Source organism: Roseovarius sp. B08 (assembly GCF_051417955.1).
In the GTDB taxonomy this organism is placed as follows: domain Bacteria; phylum Pseudomonadota; class Alphaproteobacteria; order Rhodobacterales; family Rhodobacteraceae; genus Roseovarius.
Window position 1 is genome coordinate 1349232 of record NZ_JBPRLW010000001.1, and the last position, 23990, is coordinate 1373221.

A 23990-nucleotide genomic window follows, 5' to 3' on the forward strand; every position below is an offset into this window, starting at 1 on the left:
TGTGGCAGCGAAGGGCGGTCATTTCCACAAGGGACCGCCGGATGTCGGAAAGCCTGTTGCATCGCATGGCCTGGATCGTCGTCGCATTGTGCGTGGCGCCGATTGCCGCGTCGGCGCTGGCGGCATTTACCGGCGACCTGGATACGTGGCGCAACGTGCTGTCCAGCGTTCTGCCGCGTTATACGATAACGACACTGATCCTGGTGGTCGTGGTGGGGGTATCGACGGCCGTGATCGGGTCGGTCACCGCGTGGCTGGTGACGGTCTATCGCTTTCCGGGGCATCGCTGGCTGGAGATCGCGCTGGCGCTGCCGCTGGCCTTTCCGGCCTATGTGCTGGCCTATGCCTATACCTATCTGCTGGATCATCCCGGGCCGGTGCAGACCCTTCTGCGCGATGTGACGGGATGGGGGCCACGCGATTACTGGTTTCCCGAGATCCGGAGCCTGGGCGGGGCCGCGCTGATGCTGATCATCGTGCTTTATCCATATGTCTACCTGCTGGCGCGGGCCTCGTTCCGGCAGCAATCGTCGAACGCGTTTCTGGTGGCGCGTACTTTGGGGCGCTCGCCGATGAAGGCCTTCTGGCGGGTAGCTTTGCCCATGGCGCGGCCGGCCATTGCGGGCGGTGCGCTGCTGGCGGTGATGGAGACGATCGCGGATTACGGCACGGTGGCCTTCTTCAACGTGCAGACCTTCGCCACCGGGATCTACCAGGCGTGGTTCAGCCTTGGCGACAGGCCTGCGGCGGCGCAATTGTCGCTGTGTCTGCTGATGTTCGCGCTGCTGGTGGCCGGGCTGGAACGGGCGCAGCGGGGGCGCGCCCAGACGGCGGGACGCGGGGCGCGATTCGACACCCTGGAGAAGCCGCGGCTGACCGGCGGCGCGGGGTGGATCGCGGCACTGATCTGTCTCGTGCCGGTGTTGCTGGGCTTCATCGTGCCGGTGATCATGCTGGGGACGATGGCCGTGGGCTCGGGACAGAACCTGTTCGCGTCGCGCTATATCGGCTTCATGCAGAACTCGGTGATGCTGGCCTCGGTGGCGGCGGTCCTGACGGTGATGGGCGCGATCCTGATCGGGTTCCGCGCCCGGACGCGGCCCACAAAGGGCAGCAAGGCGCTGGTGGTGGGCGCGGGGCTGGGATACGCGGTGCCGGGGGGCGTCATCGCGGTGGGCCTGATGGTGCCGATGGCCGCGCTCGACAACCTGATCGACCGGGTGATGGAAGCCAATTTCGGCATCGACACAGGCCTGCTGATCACCGGGTCGATCTGGTTGATGGTGTTGGCCTACATGACGCGGTTCATGGCCGCGGCCCTGAATGCCTATGACAGTGGCATGGCGACGGTGCCGGGGCATTTCGATGCCATCGGGCGGTCGCTGGGGCAGTCGGGGCCGAAGCTGCTCATGCGGGTGCATCTGCCGGTGGCGCGGTCCTCGGTGCTGACGGCGCTGTTGATCGTGTTCGTGGACGTGATGAAGGAATTGCCGGCGACGCTGATCCTTCATCCGTTCAACTTTCAGACGCTGGCGGTGCAGGCGCACCGGCTGGCCGCCGACGAGCGGCTGCACGAGGCGGCGGTGCCGTCGCTGGTGCTGGTGGCGTTCGGGCTGTTGCCGGTGATCGTGCTGTGCCGCTCGATCGGGCGCGACGAGCCGGGGCGGCGGGCGGCACGGCTGGGGGCTGCGGTGAAGGCGGGGTAGAGCGGTTTCGCCGCGGGCTGCGCCCGCGTCGACCGGGGCGAGAGGCGCTGCCTCTCGCGCTCTCCGGGATATTTCCGGCCAGAGGAAAAGTTGTGGCGCAGATCGCGCCGGCCCGCGGTGTGGCGGGCCGGCGCGCAATCACAGCGTTTCCGGGAAGCATCGAACCGCTTTTCGCTGCCTCATCAAACGCAAAAAGCGATGCATGTTTCGGACTGACGGAAACGATTCCGGTCAGTTGGTTTGCAGGTAGCTTTCCAGGCTGTCGTCCAGCGCCTCTTTCCACGAGGTGTGGTGCGCGGGCGCCTGCTTGTTCGTCATGGGCGAGACATAGCCGTGGTCGCGGAAGGTCATGATGTCCTTCTTCTTGTGCTTCTTCCAGGCGTAGAACTGCTGGCAGGCCATCTCGACATCGAAGCCGGGATAGTCGGTTTCGGACATCAGCTCCTCGGTATAGTCGCCCTGGTAGCGGATGCAGGCGTAATCGTCCTCGAGCGCGTCCTCGTCAGCCTGGCGCTTTTTCCAGTCGGCTTCCATCGTGGCGGTGTCGGGCAGGGCGATGCGGCCCATGATGCAGTCGCGGACCCACCAGGCCTGGGCGTCGAACATGTTGAAGGTGAACCACTGATCCTGCATGCCGAGGTAGAACATCCTGGGATTGTTGATCCAGACGACGCCCTTGTAGAGGTCGTCGGAGGCCAGGCGGTTCGCCGTCTTGAGGCGCAGGTCGTCGGGCAGGAACGGGAAGTGGTGCTTGTAGCCGGTGCACAGGATGATGGCGTCCACCTCGCGGGTGTGGCCGTCGGAGAAATGGGCGGTCTTACCGTCGACCTTTTCCAGGGCGGGAACCTCGTCCCAGTTGTCGGGCCAGCCATAGCCCATGGGGCCCGAGCGATAGCATGAGGTGATCGAGTTGGCGCCGTATTTCCAGCATTGCGAGCCGATATCCTCGGCCGAGTAGGACGCGCCCATGATCAGGATGTCCTTGCCCTCGAACTCGCGCGCGTCGCGGAAATCGTGCGCGTGCAGGATACGGCCGTTGAACGTGTCGAAACCGGGGTAATGCGGCACGTTCGGGGTGGAGAAGTGGCCGGTGGCGACGATGACGTGATCGTAATCCTCCGTGGATTCGGTGTCTGTCTTCGAATCGCGGGCGGTCACCGTGAATTTCTCGGTCTTGTCGTCGTAGCGCACGTCGCGGACTACGTTGTTGAAACGGATCCAGTCGCGCACGCCGGCCTTTTTCACGCGGCCTTCGATATAGTCGAACAGAACGGCGCGGGGCGGGTAGCTGGCGATTTCCTTGCCGAAATGTTCGTCGAACGTGTAGTCGGCGAATTCCAGGCCTTCCTTGGGACCGTTGGACCACAGGTAGCGGTACATGGAGCCGTGGCAGGGTTCGCCATCCTCGGCGACGCCGGTGCGCCAGGTGTAGTTCCACAGGCCGCCCCAGTCGCTTTGCTTTTCGTAGCAGACGACCTCGGGGATCTCGGCGCCCTTGTCGGCGGCGGACTGGAACGCGCGCAGCTGAGCCAGGCCGGACGGTCCTGCGCCGATGACGGCAACTCTTTTCTTGGCCATTTTTTCGTATCTCCCTAGATTGGTGTGAACCAATTATTGACTTTGGTTCTTTTGGTTCCTTTTACTAAGCCAAAGACTGGACCAGTCTGTCAAGGATTCCTTGCTGGAGCGCGCCGTGGCCTCGGAAACATCTAGTTTTGCTCAAAGATTGGCCCTTTCGGGAGTGATGCCGCGTCTGTCGGTGGGCATGGCGCGGACGGTGGATATCGGGTTTCTGGCGCCGTTGTCGGGCCAGGCGGAAAGCTGGGGGCTGCCCGGATTGCAAGGCTGCCGAATCTGGGAGCGGTGGCTGAACACCGCCGGCGGCGTTCTGATCGGGGGGCGGCGTTATCCGATCCGCATTCACGCATATGACAGTGGAGAAAGTGTTGACGCGGCGCGCGAGGGGGCGCAGGCGCTGCTGCGCGAGCATGACATCAAGCTGATGATGATGCTGGGCGGAGACGCGTATCGCGCCGTGGGCCAGAGCCTGATGGACAAGCGGATCCTGACCTCGACCCTGCTGCCCTCGGACCTGTCGCCGGATGCGCCCTATCTGATCGCGCCGTCGGAGGTGCATCCGGTCTACGTGGTGACCGGGGTGGAGTGGCTGACCAGGCAACGCCCGGAGCTGAAGACCGTGGCGCTGTGCGCGCAGCAGGACGGGATGGGGCTGCCGTCGCTGGCCACGTACCGCGCGGCGTTCAAGGCGGCGGGGATCGAGATCGTTCACGAGGTGCAGTACCACGCCGAGGGTGCTCCGGCGGAGAACGTGATGGGGCCGATGCTGGCCGCAAAGCCGGACATCCTGTGTTGGTGCACGAGTTATACGCCGATGGTGCACGCGTTGACGGAATGCGCCCATGCCCATGGGTTCAAAGGACAAATCCTGTCCTGCACCTGCGATCACTACGACCGGCTGGTCGAGCGGCTGGGGGCAGAGTTCATGGAGGGGCTGGTGTTCCAGTTTCCCGATTTCGACGATCCGGCGCTGAGCGAAAAGGCGTTCTTCTTCAATCAGCCGAATGCGTTTTACGAAGAATACAACGCGCTTTATCCCGACAGCTGGACGGCCGTGAGCTGGGAGTACGCGGCGATCCTGGATATCTGGCATGCCGCCGTCGAAAAGGCCGACAGTGTGGCGCCGGCCAGCGTGCTGGCGGCGATGAAACAGCTGGGCGAGGTGACCCACGCGTTCGGGCCGGCGGAGTGGTGGGGTGCGGAGGTGTTCGGGATCGACAACGCGTTGGTGGGGGACTGGCCGGTGGTGCGGATCGAAGAAGGGCGGGCCCGGGTCGTGGGGTTCGGGTCGGTGCCGGGATGGCTGCGGCGGCACGAGGATCTGCTGCGGGCCGAGATGCGGGACCTGGGTCAGATGTGGCAGCAGCGGTTGTCTTATGAGCGGGTTCTGGCGCTGGGAGCGCGGGTGGTGCAGGATGAAGATGCGACTCAAAGGTAAACGTGGTCCGAACCCCGAAACCTGCGTCGGTATCGCGTCGGTATGTCCGACTGTATTGCATCGGTGCGTTATTGCGTCCCCCGGGTGTGAACAGGGCGCGCGGCGGAAAAGTCTTTTGAAAACTTTTGCCAAGACTTTTTGAAAAGTCTTGGCCTTGGGTTAACCGGGGTTAAGGCGCGTCAATCGTCTTGCAGAAGCAGTTTCTGTTCCTCGACGAGGTGCAGCTTGATGAACTCCACCGCCTGACCGACATCGCGCGATGCAATGGCATTGTAGAGCGTGTTGTAGCGCTTCTGGTACTCCTGCATCCGACGCGGCGTGAGGGCGCGGCGGCGCAGGCGGGTGCGATAGCTTTCGTGGTAGGTGTCGATGGCCAGCCGGTAGCACGAGGCCAGAAGAGCGTTGCCGGTGCCTTCGGCAATCTGGATGTAGAGCTGTTCCTCGAGCGCGATGAAGGCGTCGATATCGGTGGTCACGGTTTCGATCCGCGACAGGGTTTCGGACAGTGCGGTGAGCATGCGTGGGGTCATGTTCACCACGGCCAGGCGGACGATCTCGGGTTCCAGGATGCCACGGACGACGAGGTGATCGAGGGGGCTGGTCTCGCCGGCGACGGAATCGGGCGAGGGGGCGGACTGGGGCGTGGAGCGGAAGGTGACGAAGCTGCCGGCGCCGGGGCGGCGGCGGATGACGTCCTGGCCTTCGAGCACGTCGAGCGCCTCGCGCACGGTGTTGCGGGCGACGCCCAGTTCGGCGGCCAGCGTGCGTTCCGAGGGCAGGCGGGTGTCGCGGGGATATTCCTCGGATTTGATGCGCGCGAAGAGCGTGTCGACGACGATCTGCACGGTGGCGCCGACCGGGTGGGCGAGGCGCAGTTCGGGGGCGGTGTCTTCGGCGTGTGTGCTCATCGGACCAGACCAATTTCGGTGTAACTGGTATAAATTGGTCTGGTGGGCGCGTAAAGCGTGGTCATGCCCGCCGCCCGCGTGATATGCGGGGTGCATGAGCGAACCTGCACCTTTCCTGTCCAGTTTCCAGACCGTCGAGGCGGATTGGATCGATTATAACGGGCATATGAACATGGGCTACTACACGGTCCTGTTCGACCGCGCCGCCGACGAGGCCTATGCCGAGATCGGTTTCGGGCCGGACTATCGGGCCACCAGCGGTTGCACCACCTATACGGCGGAGTTCCATGTCCGCTATCTGCGCGAGTTGAAGCTGGGCGACCGGGTGCAGGCTTCGTTTCGCATTCTCGACCATGACGAGAAGCGATTTCACAGCTTTCAGGAACTGATGCGCGAGGATGGCGCGCTGGTGGCCACGGGCGAGGGGATCGCGCTGCATGTCGATCAGTCGGGGCCGAAAGTGGTGCCGATGCCGGATGAGCTTTTGTCGCGGTTGCGGAAGGTGGCCGAGGCGCATGCAAATCTGCCGCGTCCCGAGACGGCGGGACGCGGGATGGGGTTGCGGCGCCGCGGCTAGGGTCAGCTTTCGGAGGCGAGGCCCTTGGCGAGGAAAGCTTCGTGGCATTCGTTCACAGAAACGCGCATGGTGACCGACGGCATTATCGGAATGTCTCGGGCGCGAGCTTGCGGTGATGTGGTGGCGCGCCCAGAAAATTCGTGCGAATTTTCTGGACTTGAGAATTTTCGTACGAAAATTCTGGCCGCTTACAGCCCGAGTTTTTGGGCGACGATCTCGTTCACGGCCTTGGGGTTGGCCTTGCCGCCCGTGGCCTTCATCACCTGGCCGACGAACCAGCCGGCGAGCTTGGGGTTTTGCTTGGCCTTTTCGACCTGCGCGGGGTTGTCGGCAATGATCTGGTCCACCGCCGTTTCGATGGCGCCGGTGTCGGTGACCTGCTTCATGCCGCGCTCTTCGACGATCTGCGCGGGGTCGCCGCCCTCGGTATAGACGATCTCGAACAGGTCCTTGGCGATCTTGCCGGAGATGGCGTCGGAGGCGATAAGATCGACGATGCCGCCGAGTTGGGCGGGGGAAACGGGGCTTTCGGTGATGTCGTGGCCGTCCTTTTTCAGGCGGCCGAAAAGTTCGTTGATGACCCAGTTGGCGGTCAGCTTGCCGTCGCGGCCTGCGGCGGCTTCCTCGAAGAAGGCGGCGTTCTCGTGCTCTGCGGTCAGGACGTTGGCGTCATATTCCGACAGGCCGAAATCCTTGACGAAGCGGGCCTTTTTCTCGTCCGGGAGTTCGGGCACGGACGCGGCGATGTCGTCGATCCAGCCCTGTTCGATCTCCAGCGGCAAGAGGTCGGGGTCGGGGAAGTAACGGTAATCGTGCGCCTCTTCCTTGGAGCGCATGGAGCGGGTTTCGTTCTTGTCGGGGTCGTAGAGGCGGGTTTCCTGATCGACCGTGCCGCCACCCTCGACGATGGCGATCTGGCGGCGGGCCTCATGCTCGATGGCCATCTGGATAAAGCGCATGGAGTTCATGTTCTTGATTTCGCAGCGCGTGCCCAGGTGCGAGAAATCCCCCGTTTCACGGTATTTCTCGTAGGCGCCTGGCTGGCAGACCGATACGTTGACGTCGGCGCGCAGGTTGCCGTTCTGCATATTGCCGTCGCAGGTGCCGAGGTAGCGCAGGATCTGGCGCAGCTTTCCGACATAGGCGGCGGCCTCTTCGGGGCCGCGGATGTCGGGGCGGCTGACGATCTCCATGAGACAGACGCCGGTGCGGTTGAGATCGACGAAGGACATGGCGGGGTCCATGTCGTGGATCGACTTGCCAGCGTCCTGTTCCATGTGGATGCGTTCGATCCGCACGAGGCGGGCGATGCCGGGCTCCATGTCCACGAGGATTTCGCCTTCGCCCACCAGCGGCTCGTAGAGCTGCGAAATCTGGTAGCCCTGCGGCAGGTCGGGATAGAAGTAGTTCTTGCGGTCGAAGGCGGATTTGAGGTTGATCTGCGCCTTGAGGCCGAGGCCGGTGCGCACCGCCTGCTCGACGCAGAATTCGTTGATCACGGGCAGCATGCCAGGCATGGCGGCGTCGACGAAGGCGACGTTGGAATTGGGCTCGGCGCCGAATTGCGTGGAGGCGCCGGAGAATAGCTTGGCGTTCGAGGCCACCTGCGCGTGGACCTCCATCCCGATGACGAGTTCCCAGTCCTGTTTCGCCCCGGCGATCACCTTGGGTTTCGGGGTCTCATAGGTCAGGTCCAGCATGGGTTGCGCGCTCCGTTCAAGGTATCAGCGCGGTTCTAGGCCAGAGCGGAGGCGCGGGCAAGGGCGTCTGCACCGATGCCCGCGGCGGGGGAACGGCGCGTTATTCGGGATGCGACGGCTGCACGGGTGGCACCTGGGCCTGCCAGAGGGCGTGGAAATCGGGCAGGCCGAGGGTGGCGACGGTTTCGAGGTCGGGGCCGAGGATTTCGTAGATCATGCCGTCGGTGCCGCGATTGCTGAACCAGGCGATGCAGTCGATGTCGCCGCCGCCTTCGCTGTGCGGGGGCCGCCGGCCGGTTTCTCGACGAAGCTGAGGGTGGGGCGAATCTCGGTCAGGGTGCCGGAGGCGTCGTAGAGGCGCAGCTCTCCCTGCAGGATGAGGGTGCTGTAATCGGCGTGGTGCCGGTGCAGCAGGATGCGTTGGTTGGCCGCGAATTTGAGGAGCAGGTCGACGGTTTTGGCGTCCGGGTCCACTTTCAGGATGTGATACCAGACGTGGTCGAACCCTTCGAGCGTGTTCCAGGTGACGTTGGACTGGTCGAGAAGGCCGGCCGTGGGCGACGGGGGGGCCGGGGGCCGGCTGAGGTTGGTTTCGGTCATTCTGTCCTCCGGTGGAAATGCCGGCAGGATAGCATGGCGCGGGGCGGCGACGCTTGCCAATCGGTGCCAGGGGCTGTTTGCTGAGCGAGCCGGGCGCGCGGTGGCCCCGGCGCGGCGCGGGGAGGCGCGGCGGATGCGGGGCTACACACGGGCAAGTGCGCTGGGGCCGATCGCCGAGGTCGTCGAGGGACGGGGCGGTTCGATCGAACGGGTCTTTCGCAACGTCGACCTGCCGCTGGCGCTGTTGGACAATCCCGAGATGGCGCTGCCCCTGCAGGAGCAGTTCAGGGTGCTGAGTGCGGCGGGGCGTGAAACCGGCGATGCGTTTTTCGGCGCGACTTTGGGGCGCGAGGTGAAAGCCGCGAAGCTGAGCGACTTCGGCCGGTGGATCGGGGAAGCGCCGACCCTGGCGGGGTCGATCGACCGGGCGAACCGATGCCTCAACCGATACTTGCAGACGGCGACCGACCTGACATTGCGGATGCGCGGGGATCGGGCCTGCTGGTCGATCGGGTTTCTCGATCCGGGCGGGGAGGGGCGGTTCCAGAACGAATTGCTGGGCGTGAGCTACCTGATCGACGCGGTGCGCTTTTATGCCGGGCCGGGCTGGCGGCCGGCACTGGTGCATGCGACCTGTGCGGGACGGGAGCAGGCGGCGGCGCTGGAACGGATTTTCGGCGCGCCGGTGCGGCATGGCGCGCGGGTCTCGGCGGTGGAGTTCGACCTGTCGCTGCTGGCGGCGGCCGGTCCGCAGGCCGGCGGGGTTGAGGGCGGCGGGGTGCCGGAGCTGCCGCTGGCGCGCGGGGGCCGGCCGGCGAGGTGGCGGCGCTGGCGGCGATCGCGCTGCTGGAGGGACAGCCGCGCATCGACTGGGCGGCGGGCAAGCTGGGCATGAGCCGGCGGTCGCTGCAGCGCGTCCTGGACCGCGAGGGTGTGTCGTTCCGCGACGTGCTGGACGGGATGTTGCGGGATCGCGCCCTGGAGATGGTGCGCGCGGGGGCCATGCCGCTGACCGATATCGCGCAGCGGCTGGGTTACAGCGACGCGGCGCATTTCAGCCGCGCGTTCCGCCGCTGGACCGGGACGACGCCATCGGATGTCCGCGCCCGGGCCGCCGGGCGGCTGCGTGGGCCGCACTGACGGGACTGCCGCGGGCGGCGCGCTTGGCACCGGATTGGTTGAGAGTTAAGGTGGCGGCATTGCTTTTTGGTTGTGCCGGGTTTTCCGGCGATACGTCTTTTCGAGAAAGGCCTTTGTCATGCCGAAGAACATCATCCTGCTGTGTGACGGAACGTCGAACGAGATCGCGCGAAACCGGACCAATATCCTGCGGCTTTATGGCTGTCTGAAGAAGGACGAGGACCAGTTGGTGTTCTACGACCCCGGGGTGGGAACTTTCGGGGCCGAGAACGCCTGGTTGTCCTTCTGGCGCAGGGCGGTGGAGGTCTGGGGGCTGATCACCGGCTGGGGGCTGGATGCCAACGTGAAGGAGGCGTACCGCTTTCTCGTCGAGAATTACGATGACGGCACGCGCGAGAACGTGACCGACGAGGCGCCGGACCGTATCTACATCATCGGGTTCAGCCGGGGGGCCTATACGGCGCGGGTGCTGGCGGGGTTCATCCATGCGCTGGGGCTGATCGAGGCGCGCAACCTGAACCTGCTGAACTATGCCTACCGGGCCTACAAGAATATCGGTCAGGCGACGGGGCGGGACGTGACCGACGCGCGCGAGCCCGAGCGCAACCCCTTTGCGGAGGTGCGCCTGTTCGAGCGGATGTTGCGGCCGCGGCGGCCCGCGATCCGGGCGCTGGGCCTGTTCGATACGGTGGGATCGGTGATCGAGTGGAGCGCGCGGTTGCCGCGCATTCGCAACCACGCTCATGTGTCCGAGAACCCGTCCGTGCGGTCAGTGCGCCACGCGCTGGCGATCGACGAGCGGCGCACGATGTACCTGCCGACGCCCTGGCCCGAGGGCGGCGAATACTGGGGCGGCGCGGTCCGGCCCCGCGACGAGAGCAAGATCGCGCCGCAGGACGTGGACGAAGTATGGTTTTCCGGCGTGCATGGCGACGTGGGTGGCGGCTATCCGGAGAAGCGCAGTCAATTGGCGAAATTTCCGCTGGCCTGGATGATCGACGAGCTGCGCCCGCTGGGGGTGCGGTTCAAGGAGGGCACTGTGCGGCGGCTGGTTCTGGGCGAAGGTGATGAGGGACGGTACGTGGGACCGGACCCGCTGGCGCCGCATAATGTGTCGATGAAGGGGATCTGGAGGGTGGTGGAGTTCCTGCCCTTCTACAAGACGCGCTACAGCCTGAGCCGGCGCAAGACGTTCCTGGGGTTTTACCTGCCGCTCTGCGAGTACCGGCACATTCCCGAGGGCGCGCGGGTGCATACCTCGGTTTTCGTCCGGCGTGGGACGAAGGCGGATTATCCGCAGCCGAATATCCCCGACGATCACGTGGTCGTGGGAGAAACGGATGGGGACGCCTGACGGAGGCGAGCGTCAGCCCCTGCGGTGGCGATCCGACGGCAATTCGGAAGCACTTTATGCCTGCAAAACACATCCTCGGAAGGGTCGTTGTGCCCAGCCTCGCCAAATTGCCAGCCCGAGGGAGGGGCTGACGATGGCCGGGCCGCTGCGCGGCTGTTAACCGGCTGGGGGCTCGATACAGATGTCGCACAAGGGCTCGAACTAGTCATTCGCTGCAGTAAAGATGAATGGCCGAAATGCGGACAATGCTGCCATAAACATTTAACAATCGAACGTCTGCATTGCAGCCAATGGGAGTGAAAGGCAACTGCTTTGAACCGCTTCAACTATTGGTCAACTATCGAGAGAGTAACTTCACGTGCTTGCCTTATCATTTCGCGGGCCACTTCAATCGGCATTTCGTCAAATGTAGGGTCAAGGTTATTGGTGCTCACTGTCAACCGCGACCCATCGCCAAAGAGTTGCCAAATCCAGCATTGCGTCCTGGTATCGGCGTCCGGCAATAGGCAAACGGAACCGAAGCTCAGATCTCCTTGTCGGTTCTTCTTGAGAGAACCACCTTCCTTCCAATACGGCAGAGGGAAGCCGGGGGTGGCCTCAGGCGCAAATAGAATCTTTCCAATGTATCGATATGGCTCTGGGGAGTAGCTGTCGCACCAATTGGGCGGCTCTTTGGCATTACAGGCAGAGCTCATGGCGCTATGGTTTGATGCGGGGGTAAGCCATACGGTGTCCATGTCGATAGCGTGAGTTCCGTTTTCACTCGTACTACAAAACCGAGCAAAATCGAGCTTTCTGTCGATGCGACCGAAATGGCCAATGTCATCACCGTTCTCTAGGCGAGGTCTCAGCTCAGGTGGAATACGCAGAACTTTCCCCGCGATCCGAACCTGAAGAGGTGATTCAAGGCACGCATTGGGAACGTATTGCCGATACAATTCGAACCCTGTTGCGGAGGCTGCAACAAAGAATATGGCCGCGATAGAAAACAACACTCCAGAAGCTGCGAAACGCAGAACGCAACCTAGTGCTACTCCGAGAACTAGAGCGATCGCAGAAGCGCCCAAAATGATTAAGTATGCTAGTCCTACGTATTGGCCAGTTGGCGCTTCGGACCAAAGAAACCCAACTGTAAGCGCGACAGCCAGAAACAAAAGCACCGTGCGCCATAGCCAGCCGAATTGCATTGCAAGTGCCCCGGACAAGGCAACTCCAATCAGCGCGAGATGGAATACAGTTTCTGAGTTTATTGGAAGCAAATTTGGCATCCTTTTTCACCAACACATTGCCAATCGGCTACTAGGTCTTCAACCGAAACCCGACCTTCGTACGTCACGCAGCATCCGTCACAATGGGCTCGCACCCGACATTCGCTGCGGTAGAGATGAATGACCGACCGGACGAAGCGGACGTCATTTTCCGACGGCGGGCTTCGCCCTTGTTCCGCGCGGGCGCCTTGTGGCTCAAAGCGCGGGCAGGCGGTACATGCCCTGGCGCGAGAAGGCGAGCGAGGAGCCGTCGGCGATATGGCCGGCGAAGCGGGCGGCGATGATGCGCAGGGCGGTCTGGCGGCCCTTGGCGATCAGCGCGCGGCGCGAGGGCAGAAGCGGCGCGTGGCCCGGCATCAGCAGGGTCTGGGACCATATGAGCGGATGCAATTCCTGAAGGTGATGTTCGAGGATCCAGTCGACGCAATCGTGGATCTCGGCCCTCGTGCGGTCGGCATGAGGCGAGAGCACCCGGTTGCCCGCGCCGGGGGCCATGGCGATGGCGCAGAAGGCGGCAAGCAGGTTGATGATGTGCTGGTCGTCCTTGCGGTCGAGGATGTCGCGCAGCCCTTCGACGAAGAAACCGGGCTCCAGCAGGTCGAGCGCGCGCGGCTCGAGCGCCAGGGCGTCGAGATAGGCCCAGGTGTAGGCCCCGGCGCCCCAGGTGTCCTGGCTTCGGGCGGCGAGGCGGCGGGCGACGACCTCGAGCGCGTTTACCCCGCCGGCATAGGGCGGCAGGATGTGGCGGCCGAGCGCACGGATGTGGCGGTGGCCGTCAGCGTCGAGCGCGATCAGCGCCTCGTACTCCTCGGCCACGCGGCGGCCGCGCTTGTCGCAGGCGGCGATGAGCGCGCAGCGGGCGGCGGCGACCGAGGGCGCGTCGATGGCGGCGCCGTCGTAAGGTTCCAGTATGGCTTCGGCACTGGCGATGTGACCGGCGATGGCGCGGGCGGCGGTGGCCGGGTCGTCGCGGGCGGCGATGTTGCGCCAGGCCCAGGCAATGTCGATATGCGCCAGCGCCACGACGAGGGCGGTGGGGTAGTCGCCGGGCATCTCGTCGAGCGCCTCCTCCAGCGCCTCGATCGCCTCGGGCGCGGGGGGCTGGCCGTCATGCAGGGCATCCTCGGCGGCGGCGACGATATCGCTGCGCGCCCCGGCGGCCAGCAGCAGCGAAGCGCTTTCGCCTCCCGGGGTGGCGAGGCGGGTATGATCGGCGTACCGGATCTTTTCCGACAGGGTGTCCCACGCCTCCTGCCGGGCGAGCTGCATGCCGCGGTCCTGGTGGGTGGCGCGGGCCATTTCCTCGTCCGAGACGGGCAGGGAAGGCAGGATGATGCGCTTGGCCAGGGAATCGATGTCCTCGGTCGAGCGGCGGGGCGGCGCATCGGCCCGCGCGGATCCTGCGCGCGGTGCGAACCACCGGAGCAAGCCGCGCGGCGGCTTGGCGGATGGGGGGCGGGGCGCGTCCGTGCGCGCGCTGTCGTGTCTGGACTGTCGTGCCATACCTCGGCCTGCTCGTTATGTCTGAGGTCACGGTGACCGGCCAATCCGGCCAAAAAAGGGCAGGGAGGCGGAGACAAGAGGGAATCTGCCCATCGCCGCAACAGTCTTGATTTGCCCCGGGGTTCGGGGCAGACTGCGCCGATGCTCAGGATCGCTGCCATTGTGATATGCCTGTGCTTTCAGTCACTTGCCGCGGCCGAGGAGGACGGCGTGGTGCTGAGGGACGGAGTGGTGACACGGGTGTCGCCGCCCGCGCGCGACGGCAATGTTCCGCGCACGCGGTGGGAGCATGTGGGCGAGTCCAGGCTGTGGACGCGGGCGGCGTTGGCGGCGCTGAAGGATCACGGCAAGCCGCTGACCGACATCGTGCCGCACGACATCGATGAGTGGTGCCCGGCCTATCCCGACGCCAGCCCGGCGCAGAGGCGCGCGTTCTGGGTGGGGTTTCTGTCGGCGCTGGTCAAGCACGAGAGCACCTATCGGTCCTACGCCGTGGGCGGGGGCGGGCGGTGGTACGGGCTGACGCAGATCCTGCCGTCGACGGCACGGCTGTACGGCTGCCGGGCGCGCAGCGGGGGGGAACTGAAGCACGGGCCGACGAACCTGAGCTGCGCGATCCGCATCATGGCCAAGACCGTAAAGCGGGACGGCGTGGTGTCGCGGGGGATGCGTGGCGTGGCCGCCGACTGGGGGCCATTGCACAGCAGCAGCAAGCGGCAGGACATGATGGCGTGGATCCGTCGGCAGACCTATTGCAGGCCGATGAGCAGCGTGCGCCCGAGGCTGCGGCCCGCGGACCTGGTGGTGGTGCGGACGCTGCCCGAGCCCGAGCCGGAGGCGGTCGGGACCGAGCCCGTGGTGCAGGACCTGCCGGAGGTTGTCGGAAGCGCAGCGGCGCCGGCAAAGGAAGTGCCGGCGGCGGCAGATGCCGCGCCGGAGCCAGAGCCGATCCCGGTCAGCGAGTAGGTACAGATCACCTGATGCGGAAGGCGTGGCGGATCTCGTCGAGCGCGGTGCGCTGCCCGGCGTCGAGATCGCCCTGTCCGGTCTGCGCCGTGACGGTGACGACGCCGATGACGCCGAGGATGTTGTGGATCCCTTGCGACGAAGTGCGAACAGTAGTCGAGCGGCCCTGCACGGAGGCGATTTGCAGGGGCGCTTGATCTGTCAGTCGCAACGTGGCCGGAAAGATTCTGTCGCCGGGTCAGCTTCCCCGAATGCGGGTCACCATTTCGGTCGTGTCGGGGCTGAGCTCGGGCGTGGAAAGGATGCGGTCGAGCTGGGCCTTGATGAGACCCTGGCGGGTGTCGTCATAGCGCCGCCACGTCTCGAAGGCCGAGCACATCCGCGCGGTGGTTTGCGGGTTGAGCGGGTCGAGTTTGATCAGCCAGTCGGCCAGAAGGTCGTAGCCCGCACCGGAGACATGATGGAAGCCCGCCGCGTTCATCGTGAGCGCGCCCAGGGTGGCGCGGAAGCGATTGGGGTTTTTCATCGTGAAGTCGGGATGTTCGGTGAGGCGTTCCGCGGTCGCCACGGCATCCTCGGGCGCGGCGTGGACGACCTGCATCATGAACCACTTGTCAATCACGAGGCGGTCGTGCCGCCACTGGTCATAGAAGGTTTGCGTGGCCGCCGCGCCCTTGCCGGCCTGGAGCAGGCAGGAAAAGGCGGCAAGCTGCTGGGTCATGTTGTCGGCGGTGTCGAACTGCTTTTGCGCCTGTGCGCCGCCGTCGAGCCGGTTGATCAGGCTGAGGGCGGCGTTGGCGAACGACCGGGCGCCGGATTGTTCGGCATCGGGCCGGTAGGGCTCGGACACCTGGAACTGGGCGTAAAGGCGCGTGGCGGTGTCCTGCATCCGCTCGGCGCGGGCGTGGCGCAAGGTCTCGATGGCGTCCCAGATGGCCTGCGGGTCGGGGGTGGTGCCGGTGTCGAAAAGCGTCTGGGCGAGGTCGTCCTGGCTGGGCAGGCCGAGGGCGAGGGCGCGGAAGGCCGGGTCGAGGCTGTCGTCGCGGGCCATGGTGTGCACGGCGTCGATATAGGCCTCGTCCGGTGCGGCGCCGTCGCGGATCATGGCGATGAGGGCGTCGCGGGCAAGGTCGCGGCCCGCCTCCCACTTGTTGAAGGGGTCGGTGTCGTGGGCGAGCAGGAAGGCGCGTTCGGCGTTGGTGGTTTCGCGCTCGACGATCACCGGCGCGGAGAAGCCGCGGAGGATCGAGGGGATGGGTTTCGACGACAGGCCGTCGAAGGTGAAGCTTTGTTTGGCTTCCGTCATTTCGAGCACCTTGGTGGGCTGAACCTCGTCGCCGTTGGGCGAGAGAAGACCGACCGCGATGGGGATGACGCGGGGGGGCTTGTCGTCCTGTCCCGGGGTGGGGGGCGTGTGCTGCTCAAAAGTGAGAGTATAGGTGCCGTCCGCGAAATCGTCGGTGACCGAGACGCGGGGGGTGCCGGCGTCCTCGTACCAGCGTTTGAACTGGGAGAGGTCGCGGCCGGTGGTGTCCTCGAACACCTTGAGCCAATCCTCGATCGTGGCGGCGTCGCCGTCGTGGCGCGTGAAGTAGAGGTCGAGCGCCTTGTAATAGGCTTCGTCGCCGACGAGCGTTTTCAGCATCCCGATCAGCTCGGCGCCTTTTTCGTAGACGGTGGCGGTGTAGAAATTGTTGATCTCGACAAAGCTGGCGGGGCGGACGGGGTGTGCGAGTGGCCCGTTGTCCTCGCGGAATTGCCGCGCGCGCAGGGTGATGACGTCGTCGATGCGCTTGACGGGTTCGGAGCGCATGTCGGCGGTGAACTGGGCGTCGCGGAAGACGGTGAGGCCCTCCTTGAGGCAAAGCTGGAACCAGTCGCGGCAGGTGATGCGGTTGCCGGTCCAGTTGTGGAAATATTCGTGCGCGATGATCGCCTCGATCCGCTGGAAATTCATGTCGGTCGAGGTTTCCGGGCTGGCCAGCACGGCGGAGGAGTTGAAGATGTTCAGCCCCTTGTTTTCCATCGCGCCCATGTTGAAATCGTCGACCGCGACGATGTTGAAGATGTCGAGGTCGTATTCGCGGCCATAGACATCCTCGTCCCATTTCATGGACTTCTTGAGGGCCTCCATGCCGAAGGCGCATTTGTGTTCGTCGCCGGGGCGGACCCAGATGTTGAGCTCCACCTCCTTGCCGGATTTCGTGGTGAACGTGCCGGGGTGGTTGACCAGATCGCCGGCCACCAGCGCGAAGAGATAGGCGGGCTTGGGCCATGGGTCGTGCCATTCGGCGAAACCGTCGCCCGCGTCGCCGGGGTTGCCGTTGGAGAGCTTGATTTTCTCGTCGCCCTCGATGCGGACGTCGAAGGTGGCCATCACGTCGGGGCGGTCGGGGTAATAGGTGATCTTGCGAAAGCCCTCGGCCTCGCACTGGGTGCAGTACATGCCGTTCGACATGTAGAGACCTTCGAGCGCGGTGTTGCCCGCGGGCGCGATCTCGACCTCGGCCTCGAAGGTGAAGGGGGCGTCGGGGGCGGGGACGGTCAGGCCGCGCGCCGTGACCTCGGGCGTGACCTCGTCGCCGTCGATGCGGGCGGAAACGAGCGTCAACTGTTCGCCGTCGAGGCGCAGGGGGCCGCCGGGGCCGCCGGGGTTGGGGCGAAAGGATATCCGGCTGAGAACGCGGGTCTTTTCCGGGTCGAGACGGAAGGTGAGCGAGACATGATCGACCAGATGCGCGGGGGGCGTGTAATCGGCCAGGTAGATTGGCTGGGGGGCGGCGTCTTTCATCGCGTGTCTCTCCGTCTGAGAAGGTTCGTGCGGAGGGTAGGGCGATGCGAAAGGGGAGGCAACGTGGAAACGGGGGTGCAGGTACAGACGGACGCCCCCAGCCCCCCGGCGCCGGGATGCGAAGTGGCGCCCGCGAGGGTCTGGTGCCTCCGCCTGCGCCCTGAAACTAGGCGACGGGACTTGGGAAACGGTTAACAGGGCGGCAAATTTGCAGTCCCTCTTGTGCGCCTGTTGAGGTTTTCTTATTGGTTCGGGATATTATCCTTAAGTCGCAACGACAGCAGGTGAAGGATAGACATGACGCGTCCCGTTATCGGCATTATCGGCAACAGTTATTCCATCGACGACCGCTATCCCGTGCACGCGGTGGGGCGGATGAATTCCGAGGCGGTGTCGGAAGTGTCCGACTGTATTCCCATGCTGGTGGCAAGCGACCCCGCGCTGGTAAGCGTCGAGGAGTTGATGGAGATCTGCGACGGTTTCGTGCTGACCGGGGGGCGGCCCAACATCCACCCCGAGGAGTATGGCGAGGCACCCACCGAGGCGCATGGCGCCTTCGACCGCGAGCGTGATGCCCTGACCCTGCCTCTGGTGCGGGCCTGCGTGGCCAAGGGGCAGCCGATCCTGGGGATCTGCCGGGGGTTCCAAGAGGTGAACGTGGCGCTGGGCGGCACGCTGCACCCGGAGATCCGCGAACTGCCGGGCCGGGACAATCACCGGATGCCGCCCGACGGCACGCTGGAGGAACGGTTCGCGCTGCGCCACGAGGTGAGCTTTGTCGAAGGCGGGGTGTTTCACCGGCTGATGGGGTCGCAGAAGGTGATGACCAACACGCTGCACGGGCAGGGAATCATCCGGGAAGGTAAGGGCGTCGTGATCGACGGATGTGCCCCCGATGGCACCCCTGAGGCCGTCTACATCGAAGGCGCGCCGGGCTTTGCGCTGGCGGTGCAGTGGCACCCGGAGTGGAACGCGGCGAACGATTCGGTGAGCCGGTGCCTGTTCGAGGCGCTGGGCGATGCGGCGCGCGCGTGGCAGGCAGGTGAGCGGGGGCCAGCGCTGCGCTCGGCCTGAGGCGGGAAGCCTGCGGCGCAAGACGGCAGCTTGGCTCAGTAATGCGGGCCGTCGGTATCTTCGATCAGCAGGGCGGCCTCGTGTTTCTTGAGACAGGTGCGGGCGGTTTCCAGGTGATGGCCGGGGGCCGTGCGCAGTTCGGGGAAGAGGGCGAACAGCTCTTCTCGCGCGGCCTCTTCGATGGCATCGAGGCCGACATCGCCGGCGTGAAAGCTTTCGGTGGCGAAGCCTTCGGCGTAGATGACCTCGTGGTGGTCGAACATCAGGTGGATATAGGTGACCTCGTCGCAGGGCTGGCGCAAGACGTCGCGCCCGTCGACAAGGTGCTTGGCGGGCACCAGCACCTCGGACTCGCCGAAGAGAAGCTCGGCGCGGTAGCCGGTGTAGAGGATGCGGTGCTGGGGTGAGACCAGCAGCCCCTTGCGCGTGGGATCGAGCGCATTGGCGCCGACGCGGATGGGGGCGAAGCGGCCGTGGCCCCGAACGGTGCGCGCGCCCACCCAGCGGATCGGGCGCAGGCCCTGGTCGCGGGTGACGACCATGTCGCCCACCTGAAGCGTCTCGACGGGGCGGTCGCCGTGACTGGTGAGGATCATCGTGCCGGGGGTGAAGCAGATGATGTTCTCGATTTCCGAAAAGGTGACGGGCGTGCCGTCGGCCATGGTGAAGCTGCCCGACATGCCGGTGCCGGGATCGCTGTCGGAGAACAGAAGGTCGCCGTAGGAGACATCGGGCGTCAGGATCAACGTGTCGCCGTTCGTCTCGGCGCCTTCGCCCCCGGTGATGTCGATGGCGGCGTTGCCGGTGCCGGTGGTGTCGAGATCCGCAAGGCGGAACGTGTCGTCGCCGACGCCACCCTGCACGGTATCGCCCTGGTCGACGGTGATGCTGTCGTTGCCGGCACCTGCGTCGAAGCTGTCGGCGCCGGTGCCGCCGTCGATCGTGTCGTCGCCCGCGCCGGTGCTGACGCTGTCGGCCTCGGCGGAGCCGAAGACGAGGTCGTTGCCGGCGCCCAGGGTGATATTCTCGATCTCGGTGAAGGTGGCGAAATCGATGCCGTCGGCGATGAGGCCGGATTCGGGGTCGGCGGCGCCGTTCTGCCCGAGATCCAGCACCACGTCCTGGGTCATGCCGCTGGCATCCAGCGTGTCGCCGCCGGTTTCCGACAGTGCGCCACCGTCGATGGTGTCGTTGCCGAAGTTGTCGGAGAGGATGATGCTGTCGTCGCCGTCGCCGCCGGAGATGACGTCGTCGTCCAGACCGCCGTCGAGCACGTCGTGGCCCTGGCCGCCCGAGATGGTGTCGTCGTCGTCCTGGCCGAAGATGGTGTCGTCGCCGTCGCCGCCGAGGATGCTGTCGGCGTGGTCGTCGGGGTTCCGGTCGGTGCCATCATTGGGCAGGTTGTAGAGCGGGTAATACGGGTAGAGCGGGTTGGAGGCCGAGATGTCGCCGTAGATGAGGTCGTTCCCGGTGCCGCCGTCGACGGTGTCGCGCCCGGCGTTGCCCTCGATTTCGTCGGCGCCGGCGTCGCCGGTGATGCTGTCGGCGTCAAAGCCCGCGTCGATGGTGTCGTCGCCCGCGCCGCCGGTGATGACGTCGTTGTCGTCGCCGGTCAGGATCCTGTCATCGCCGCCGCCGCCATCGACGATGTCGCGGTCGTCGAAGGGGTTGCTGTCGGCGGCGTAATTCAGGCCGGGATTGGCCGGGTCGTTGTAACCTGTGTCGGGCAGTCCGTAGCCGTTGCCACCGCGGGCATCCAGCAGGTCGTTGCCGTCTCCGCCCAGCAGGCTGTCGTTGCCGTCGCGCCCGTAGATCGTATCGTTGCCCGCACCAGCCACAACGGTGTCGTCGCCCGCGCCCGCCTCGACCCGGTCAGCGTCGGTGCCCGCAGCATTGTCGCCGGCGTCGATAGCGTCGCCCTCGGGGTCGCCGGTATAGGTGGCGTCGATGCTGTCGGCGCCGGACGTGCCCTCGACGATGTCGTCGGGGGCGGGGACGCCCATGGCGGCGAAAGCGTCCGCGTCGGCGACATCGGCGGGGGCGATGCCGACAAGGGTGATGCTGTCGCCGTTGGGCAGAGACAGAAGCGCGTTGCCGAAGCCGTCATCGCCGACGGTGATGTCGCGGGTGTTGATCTGGTTGCCTGCCGCGTCGGTGGCACCGGAGAGGTCGAGCTGATCGCGGCCCGTGAAGGTGCCGTCACCGTTGTCGACGGGGCCTTCGAAGCCGGCGATGACGTCGGCGCCGTCGCCATCGGAGAAGGCCAGCGTGTCGGGCGCGCCGTCATGCGCCCCGAGGTCGATGGTGTCGTCGCCGCCGCCACCCGCGACCCGGTCGGCGCCGGTGCCCGCCTCGATGTGATCGGCGCCGCTGCCGCCGGTGATCGTGTCATCGCCGTCCGCGCCGAAGAGGCCGAGACCGACGCTGTCGGCGGAGGCATCGAGGTTGTCGTCGCCCGCGCCGGTGAAGACGTTCTCGACCTCGGTGAAGGAGAGCGTGTCGGTGCCATCGGTGAGGGTGCCGGCCTCGCTGCCGGACAGGGTCAGGGTGACCGGGCCGGAGAGGCCGCTGCCGTCGATCGTGTCGCTGTCGCTGCCGGTGGTGACGCCCTCGCCGCCGGTGATCGAATCGTTGCCGAAGCCATCGGCGATCAGAATCCTATCCGCGTCCGAGCCGCCCGAGACGGTGTCTGCGCCGGTGCCGGCATGGATGGTGTCGGCGCCGCTGCCGCCGGTGGCGGTATCGTCGCCCGCACCGGTGAAGATCACGTCGTCGCCGCTGCCGCCGGTGACGGAGTCGGCTGCGCCCGCGGCCTCTGTCGTGGCGTGGAGCGAGACGGAATCGATTGAGGCACCCTCGGAATCGGTGGCGCCCGCGCCACGGAACTCGAGCGTGCCGGTGCCGTCGCCGGAGGCGCCGGTCACGTGGTAGGTGTAGGTCTGCCAGTTGCCGTCGGGAGGATCGATGCTGTCGAGCAGTTCGCCGTTCCAGTAGACGTCGACTGTGTTGTCGAGCGCGGTGCCATCGTTGCCGTCGGATTTGTCGCCGATATCGAAGCTGAGCTGGTAGACGTCGTCGGGCTGGAGTCCGGCAACGGTCTGCGAGATCGCCAGCTGCTGGCCCCCGCCTCCTTCCATGTCGAGCCAGTTCGCGCCGTCCGTGGCGGAAAGGCCGCCGCGCCCGTCGTTGTGATAATCGACGCTGTTGCCGCCGCTGTCGGTCCAGCCGGGAATGCTGCCGCCGGTGCCCTGATGGCCGAAGGAGGCCGCCGTCATGCCGGTGGTGTCCTCGAACGAGCCGTTGACGATCAGGTTGGGGCCGGTGGCGGTGAAGTCGTCCGACGCGATACGGTCGTTCCCGGCGCCCCCCGAGATCGTGTCGGCCCCGGCGCCGCCCTGGATGTGGTCGGTTCCGGCCTCGCCATCCAGCCGGTCATTCCCGGTGCCGCCAAGCAGCGTGTCGTCACCGGCGGCGCCGAAGACGGTATCGTTGCCCGCGCCGGCGTCGACGCGGCTGCCGGTAGAGGTGGAGTTGATCCCCGCGGCGTCGTCGATGCGGTCGTCGCCGTCGCCGCCACGTACCGTGTCGGCACCGTCGCCGTAAAATATGGTGTCGTTGCCGCCGCCAGCGTCGATCGTGTCGTCGCCCGCGCCTGTGGTGATGGCTTCGGCCGCGGCATCGCCGGTGATCGCCTGATCGCCGCCGCCGAAGCCGAGCGTCGCGAAATAGTCCCACAGCGTGCCGCCGCCCAAAGTGGCGTCGGAACTGCCGCCGTAGCCGGCCTCGGCCACGGTGAAGGTCGTGGCGCCGTCGGTCAGCGTGACCGTGCCGGTGGCCTTGTCGACGATCACGTCGAAGTTCGCGGCAAGGCCGGAGAAATCGAGCATGTGGCCGCCCGACGCCTCGCTGATCGATGCCCAGAAGAGCGGGTCGTTCCAGTTGGCCGCGGTGACGGTATACGTGGTCATGGCGCAATCCGCACCTGCGCGCGCGACGCGTCGCACGAGGCCCTTTGACGGGGGCGTTTGTTGACCCTTGTCACCATTGTCACTGCTCGATTCGGTTTGTCTGTGCCGGTTCGTTCACTGGCCGACGCTGGACACGACACTAGGATCCGGGCTTGACGGGAATTCGGGCGGAATGTGGCAAGACTTGGATATTCCGTTAAAATTTAAGGCTTTATCACGCGACCATGGCGAGTGCCGTGCGGGGTTCGACCAACAGGCGCGCCTCGTGGGCGCGCAGGCACATGCGGGCGGTGTCGCCATAGGCCGAAAGGTCGCCGCGCAGGTGCGGGAAGACACGGAACATATCCTCGCGCGAGGCATCCGAGAGCGCGCCGATGCCGACATCGGCGGCGTGGAAGCTTTCGGTGGCGGCTCCTTCGGCATAGACCACCTCGTGCCGGTCGAGCATCATGTGGAAATAGGTCACCAGCCGGCGTTCGGCGATGCGCACGTCGATCCCGTCGACCAGGTGCTTGGCGGCCACGAGAACCTCGCTTTCGCCAAAGAGAAGCTGGGCACGGTAGCCCGAGAACAGGAGCCGGTGCTGTGGCGAGACCAGGAGCGGGCGGGGGGCGCCGTCCATTATGGTGGAATTGACGGCGATGGGCGCGAACTTGCCGCGGCCGATGACGGTGCGGTGGCCGAGCCAGCGAATTGGCTGGGGACCGCTGTCGCGGGTGATCACGAGGTCGCCCGGGCGCAGGGTTTCGATGGGGCGCTCGCCCTGGGGTGTCAGGATGCGGGTGCCGGGGGTGAAACAGATGATGTTCTCGATTTCCGAGAAATTCACGACGGTGCCGTCTGGCAGCACGAAGGTGCCCGAGAGGCCGCCGGTGTCGTCATCGGTGTTGGAGAAGGTGATGTCGTTACGGCTGACGTCGGGCGTCAGGCGCAGCGTGTCGCCATTGGTCTCGCCGCCCTCGCCGCCGACGATGGTGATGGTGCCGGAACCGGCCTCGCCCAGGTCGCCCAGCACGAAGAGGTCGTCGCCATCACCGCCAAAGGCGATATCGCCCTCGGCCAGGTACATCTCGTCATCGCCAAGCCCGCCGTAGAGGCTGTCGGCGCCGGTGCCGCCGATCAGCGTGTCATTTCCGGCGCCGCCGAAGATGACATCGTTGCCGGCACCGCCACTCAGGCTGTCGTCGCCGCCGGAAGCGACGCGCGGTCCAATGACCTGGCTGCTGCTGGCAAGGGCCTCGGTTGTGCCGCTCGGGCTCGTGACCTGCCCCGAGATGACTTCGGCCCCGGCGTTTTCCCAGTGCCGGACCTCTATGGTGTATATGCGTCCGGCTTCCAGCTCGACGGTGCCCGACCGGGTTGTCGCGCCCTGGTGGAAGTCGTTGTTCATGAAATCGGCCGTGCTGCCGCCCTGGTTGG

The 23990-nt window shown here is 65.6% G+C and carries 18 protein-coding genes; 8 read left to right on the plus strand and 10 right to left on the minus strand.

The features are described from left to right. Positions 1-41 precede the first annotated feature (41 nt). Positions 42-1706, plus strand: a complete 1665-nt coding sequence (locus ACSQ76_RS06850) for an ABC transporter permease (protein WP_306130736.1) — start codon at positions 42-44, stop codon at positions 1704-1706. A 231-nt stretch (positions 1707-1937) separates the two neighbouring features. Here ACSQ76_RS06850 and ACSQ76_RS06855 read toward each other — a convergent pair whose 3' ends face one another. After that, positions 1938-3284 carry a flavin-containing monooxygenase gene (locus tag ACSQ76_RS06855; protein ID WP_437155969.1) on the minus strand — a complete coding sequence of 449 codons (1347 nt, stop codon included), beginning with the start codon at positions 3282-3284 and terminating at the stop codon, positions 1938-1940. Between the two features lie 166 nt (positions 3285-3450). On the opposite strand from ACSQ76_RS06855, the gene ACSQ76_RS06860 reads away from it, so the two are divergent. Beyond that, positions 3451-4722, plus strand: coding sequence for an ABC transporter substrate-binding protein (locus ACSQ76_RS06860; RefSeq protein ID WP_437155970.1), 1272 nt, complete (start codon positions 3451-3453; stop codon positions 4720-4722). A gap of 179 nt (positions 4723-4901) precedes the next feature. On the opposite strand, the gene ACSQ76_RS06865 is transcribed toward ACSQ76_RS06860, so the two are convergent. Next, complete coding sequence (locus ACSQ76_RS06865) at positions 4902-5630, minus strand: FadR/GntR family transcriptional regulator (protein WP_437155971.1); 729 nt, start codon at positions 5628-5630, stop codon at positions 4902-4904. A 94-nt stretch (positions 5631-5724) separates the two neighbouring features. On the opposite strand from ACSQ76_RS06865, the gene ACSQ76_RS06870 reads away from it, so the two are divergent. Further along, positions 5725-6207, plus strand: a complete 483-nt coding sequence (locus tag ACSQ76_RS06870; RefSeq protein WP_437155972.1) for a thioesterase family protein — start codon at positions 5725-5727, stop codon at positions 6205-6207. Between the two features lie 188 nt (positions 6208-6395). On the opposite strand, the gene gatB is transcribed toward ACSQ76_RS06870, so the two are convergent. Beyond that, positions 6396-7907 (minus strand): Asp-tRNA(Asn)/Glu-tRNA(Gln) amidotransferase subunit GatB, encoded by a 1512-nt coding sequence (gatB, locus tag ACSQ76_RS06875; RefSeq protein WP_437155973.1) that lies wholly within the window; start codon positions 7905-7907, stop codon positions 6396-6398. A 213-nt stretch (positions 7908-8120) separates the two neighbouring features. Further along, complete coding sequence (locus tag ACSQ76_RS06880) at positions 8121-8507, minus strand: hypothetical protein (RefSeq protein WP_437155974.1); 387 nt, start codon at positions 8505-8507, stop codon at positions 8121-8123. Positions 8508-8640: 133 nt separating this feature from the next. Between ACSQ76_RS06880 and ACSQ76_RS06885 the strand changes: the two genes are divergently transcribed. The 3 genes from ACSQ76_RS06885 to ACSQ76_RS06895 all read left to right on the plus strand — a co-directional run bounded on the left by ACSQ76_RS06885 (position 8641) and on the right by ACSQ76_RS06895 (position 11001). After that, positions 8641-9402: an AraC family transcriptional regulator ligand-binding domain-containing protein gene (locus ACSQ76_RS06885; RefSeq protein ID WP_437155975.1), complete on the plus strand. Its 762-nt coding sequence runs from the start codon at positions 8641-8643 to the stop codon at positions 9400-9402. Then, positions 9399-9647 carry a helix-turn-helix transcriptional regulator gene (locus ACSQ76_RS06890; protein WP_437155976.1) on the plus strand — a complete coding sequence of 83 codons (249 nt, stop codon included), beginning with the start codon at positions 9399-9401 and terminating at the stop codon, positions 9645-9647. Before ACSQ76_RS06885 ends, ACSQ76_RS06890 begins: the two co-directional genes overlap by 4 nt. Positions 9648-9765: 118 nt before the next feature. After that, positions 9766-11001: a T6SS phospholipase effector Tle1-like catalytic domain-containing protein gene (locus ACSQ76_RS06895; protein ID WP_437155977.1), complete on the plus strand. Its 1236-nt coding sequence runs from the start codon at positions 9766-9768 to the stop codon at positions 10999-11001. A 326-nt stretch (positions 11002-11327) separates the two neighbouring features. On the opposite strand, the gene ACSQ76_RS06900 is transcribed toward ACSQ76_RS06895, so the two are convergent. Next, positions 11328-12269 (minus strand): hypothetical protein, encoded by a 942-nt coding sequence (locus ACSQ76_RS06900; protein ID WP_437155978.1) that lies wholly within the window; start codon positions 12267-12269, stop codon positions 11328-11330. A 195-nt stretch (positions 12270-12464) separates the two neighbouring features. After that, the gene (locus ACSQ76_RS06905) at positions 12465-13697 is read right to left on the minus strand and encodes a hypothetical protein (protein WP_437155979.1); all 1233 of its coding nucleotides are present in this window, start codon (positions 13695-13697) and stop codon (positions 12465-12467) included. A 216-nt stretch (positions 13698-13913) separates the two neighbouring features. On the opposite strand from ACSQ76_RS06905, the gene ACSQ76_RS06910 reads away from it, so the two are divergent. Beyond that, a complete protein-coding gene (locus tag ACSQ76_RS06910; RefSeq protein ID WP_437155980.1) occupies positions 13914-14738 on the plus strand; it encodes a transglycosylase SLT domain-containing protein in 825 nt (274 codons plus the stop codon). Positions 14739-14745: 7 nt separating this feature from the next. On the opposite strand, the gene ACSQ76_RS06915 is transcribed toward ACSQ76_RS06910, so the two are convergent. Together ACSQ76_RS06915 and pepN are read right to left on the minus strand one after the other, a co-directional pair. After that, the gene (locus tag ACSQ76_RS06915) at positions 14746-14949 is read right to left on the minus strand and encodes a hypothetical protein (protein ID WP_437155981.1); all 204 of its coding nucleotides are present in this window, start codon (positions 14947-14949) and stop codon (positions 14746-14748) included. Between the two features lie 27 nt (positions 14950-14976). After that, on the minus strand, positions 14977-17529 hold the full coding sequence (gene pepN / locus ACSQ76_RS06920; protein ID WP_437155982.1) for an aminopeptidase N: 2553 nt from the start codon (positions 17527-17529) through the stop codon (positions 14977-14979). Between the two features lie 297 nt (positions 17530-17826). Between pepN and ACSQ76_RS06925 the strand changes: the two genes are divergently transcribed. Continuing rightward, the gene (locus ACSQ76_RS06925; protein ID WP_437155983.1) at positions 17827-18603 is read left to right on the plus strand and encodes a gamma-glutamyl-gamma-aminobutyrate hydrolase family protein; all 777 of its coding nucleotides are present in this window, start codon (positions 17827-17829) and stop codon (positions 18601-18603) included. 35 nt (positions 18604-18638) lie between these two features. Here the strand turns inward: ACSQ76_RS06925 and ACSQ76_RS06930 are convergent, their stop codons facing one another. Continuing rightward, positions 18639-22571 (minus strand): Hint domain-containing protein, encoded by a 3933-nt coding sequence (locus tag ACSQ76_RS06930; protein WP_437155984.1) that lies wholly within the window; start codon positions 22569-22571, stop codon positions 18639-18641. A gap of 214 nt (positions 22572-22785) precedes the next feature. Next, complete coding sequence (locus ACSQ76_RS06935; RefSeq protein WP_437155985.1) at positions 22786-23961, minus strand: Hint domain-containing protein; 1176 nt, start codon at positions 23959-23961, stop codon at positions 22786-22788. Positions 23962-23990 lie beyond the last annotated feature (29 nt).

What these genes read in the sequence shown, in the direction of transcription:
- ACSQ76_RS06850 (WP_306130736.1), top strand. Translation starts at nt 42, where the DNA reads ATGTCGGAAAGCCTGTTGCATCGCATGGCCTGGATCGTCGTCGCATTG.
- ACSQ76_RS06855 (WP_437155969.1), bottom strand. Translation starts at nt 3,284, where the DNA reads ATGGCCAAGAAAAGAGTTGCCGTCATCGGCGCAGGACCGTCCGGCCTG.
- ACSQ76_RS06860 (WP_437155970.1), top strand. Translation starts at nt 3,451, where the DNA reads ATGCCGCGTCTGTCGGTGGGCATGGCGCGGACGGTGGATATCGGGTTT.
- ACSQ76_RS06865 (WP_437155971.1), bottom strand. Translation starts at nt 5,630, where the DNA reads ATGAGCACACACGCCGAAGACACCGCCCCCGAACTGCGCCTCGCCCAC.
- ACSQ76_RS06870 (WP_437155972.1), top strand. Translation starts at nt 5,725, where the DNA reads ATGAGCGAACCTGCACCTTTCCTGTCCAGTTTCCAGACCGTCGAGGCG.
- gatB (WP_437155973.1), bottom strand. Translation starts at nt 7,907, where the DNA reads ATGCTGGACCTGACCTATGAGACCCCGAAACCCAAGGTGATCGCCGGG.
- ACSQ76_RS06880 (WP_437155974.1), bottom strand. Translation starts at nt 8,507, where the DNA reads ATGACCGAAACCAACCTCAGCCGGCCCCCGGCCCCCCCGTCGCCCACG.
- ACSQ76_RS06885 (WP_437155975.1), top strand. Translation starts at nt 8,641, where the DNA reads ATGCGGGGCTACACACGGGCAAGTGCGCTGGGGCCGATCGCCGAGGTC.
- ACSQ76_RS06890 (WP_437155976.1), top strand. Translation starts at nt 9,399, where the DNA reads ATGAGCCGGCGGTCGCTGCAGCGCGTCCTGGACCGCGAGGGTGTGTCG.
- ACSQ76_RS06895 (WP_437155977.1), top strand. Translation starts at nt 9,766, where the DNA reads ATGCCGAAGAACATCATCCTGCTGTGTGACGGAACGTCGAACGAGATC.
- ACSQ76_RS06900 (WP_437155978.1), bottom strand. Translation starts at nt 12,269, where the DNA reads ATGCCAAATTTGCTTCCAATAAACTCAGAAACTGTATTCCATCTCGCG.
- ACSQ76_RS06910 (WP_437155980.1), top strand. Translation starts at nt 13,914, where the DNA reads ATGCTCAGGATCGCTGCCATTGTGATATGCCTGTGCTTTCAGTCACTT.
- pepN (WP_437155982.1), bottom strand. Translation starts at nt 17,529, where the DNA reads ATGAAAGACGCCGCCCCCCAGCCAATCTACCTGGCCGATTACACGCCC.
- ACSQ76_RS06925 (WP_437155983.1), top strand. Translation starts at nt 17,827, where the DNA reads ATGACGCGTCCCGTTATCGGCATTATCGGCAACAGTTATTCCATCGAC.
- ACSQ76_RS06930 (WP_437155984.1), bottom strand. Translation starts at nt 22,571, where the DNA reads ATGACCACGTATACCGTCACCGCGGCCAACTGGAACGACCCGCTCTTC.
- ACSQ76_RS06935 (WP_437155985.1), bottom strand. Translation starts at nt 23,961, where the DNA reads ATGAACAACGACTTCCACCAGGGCGCGACAACCCGGTCGGGCACCGTC.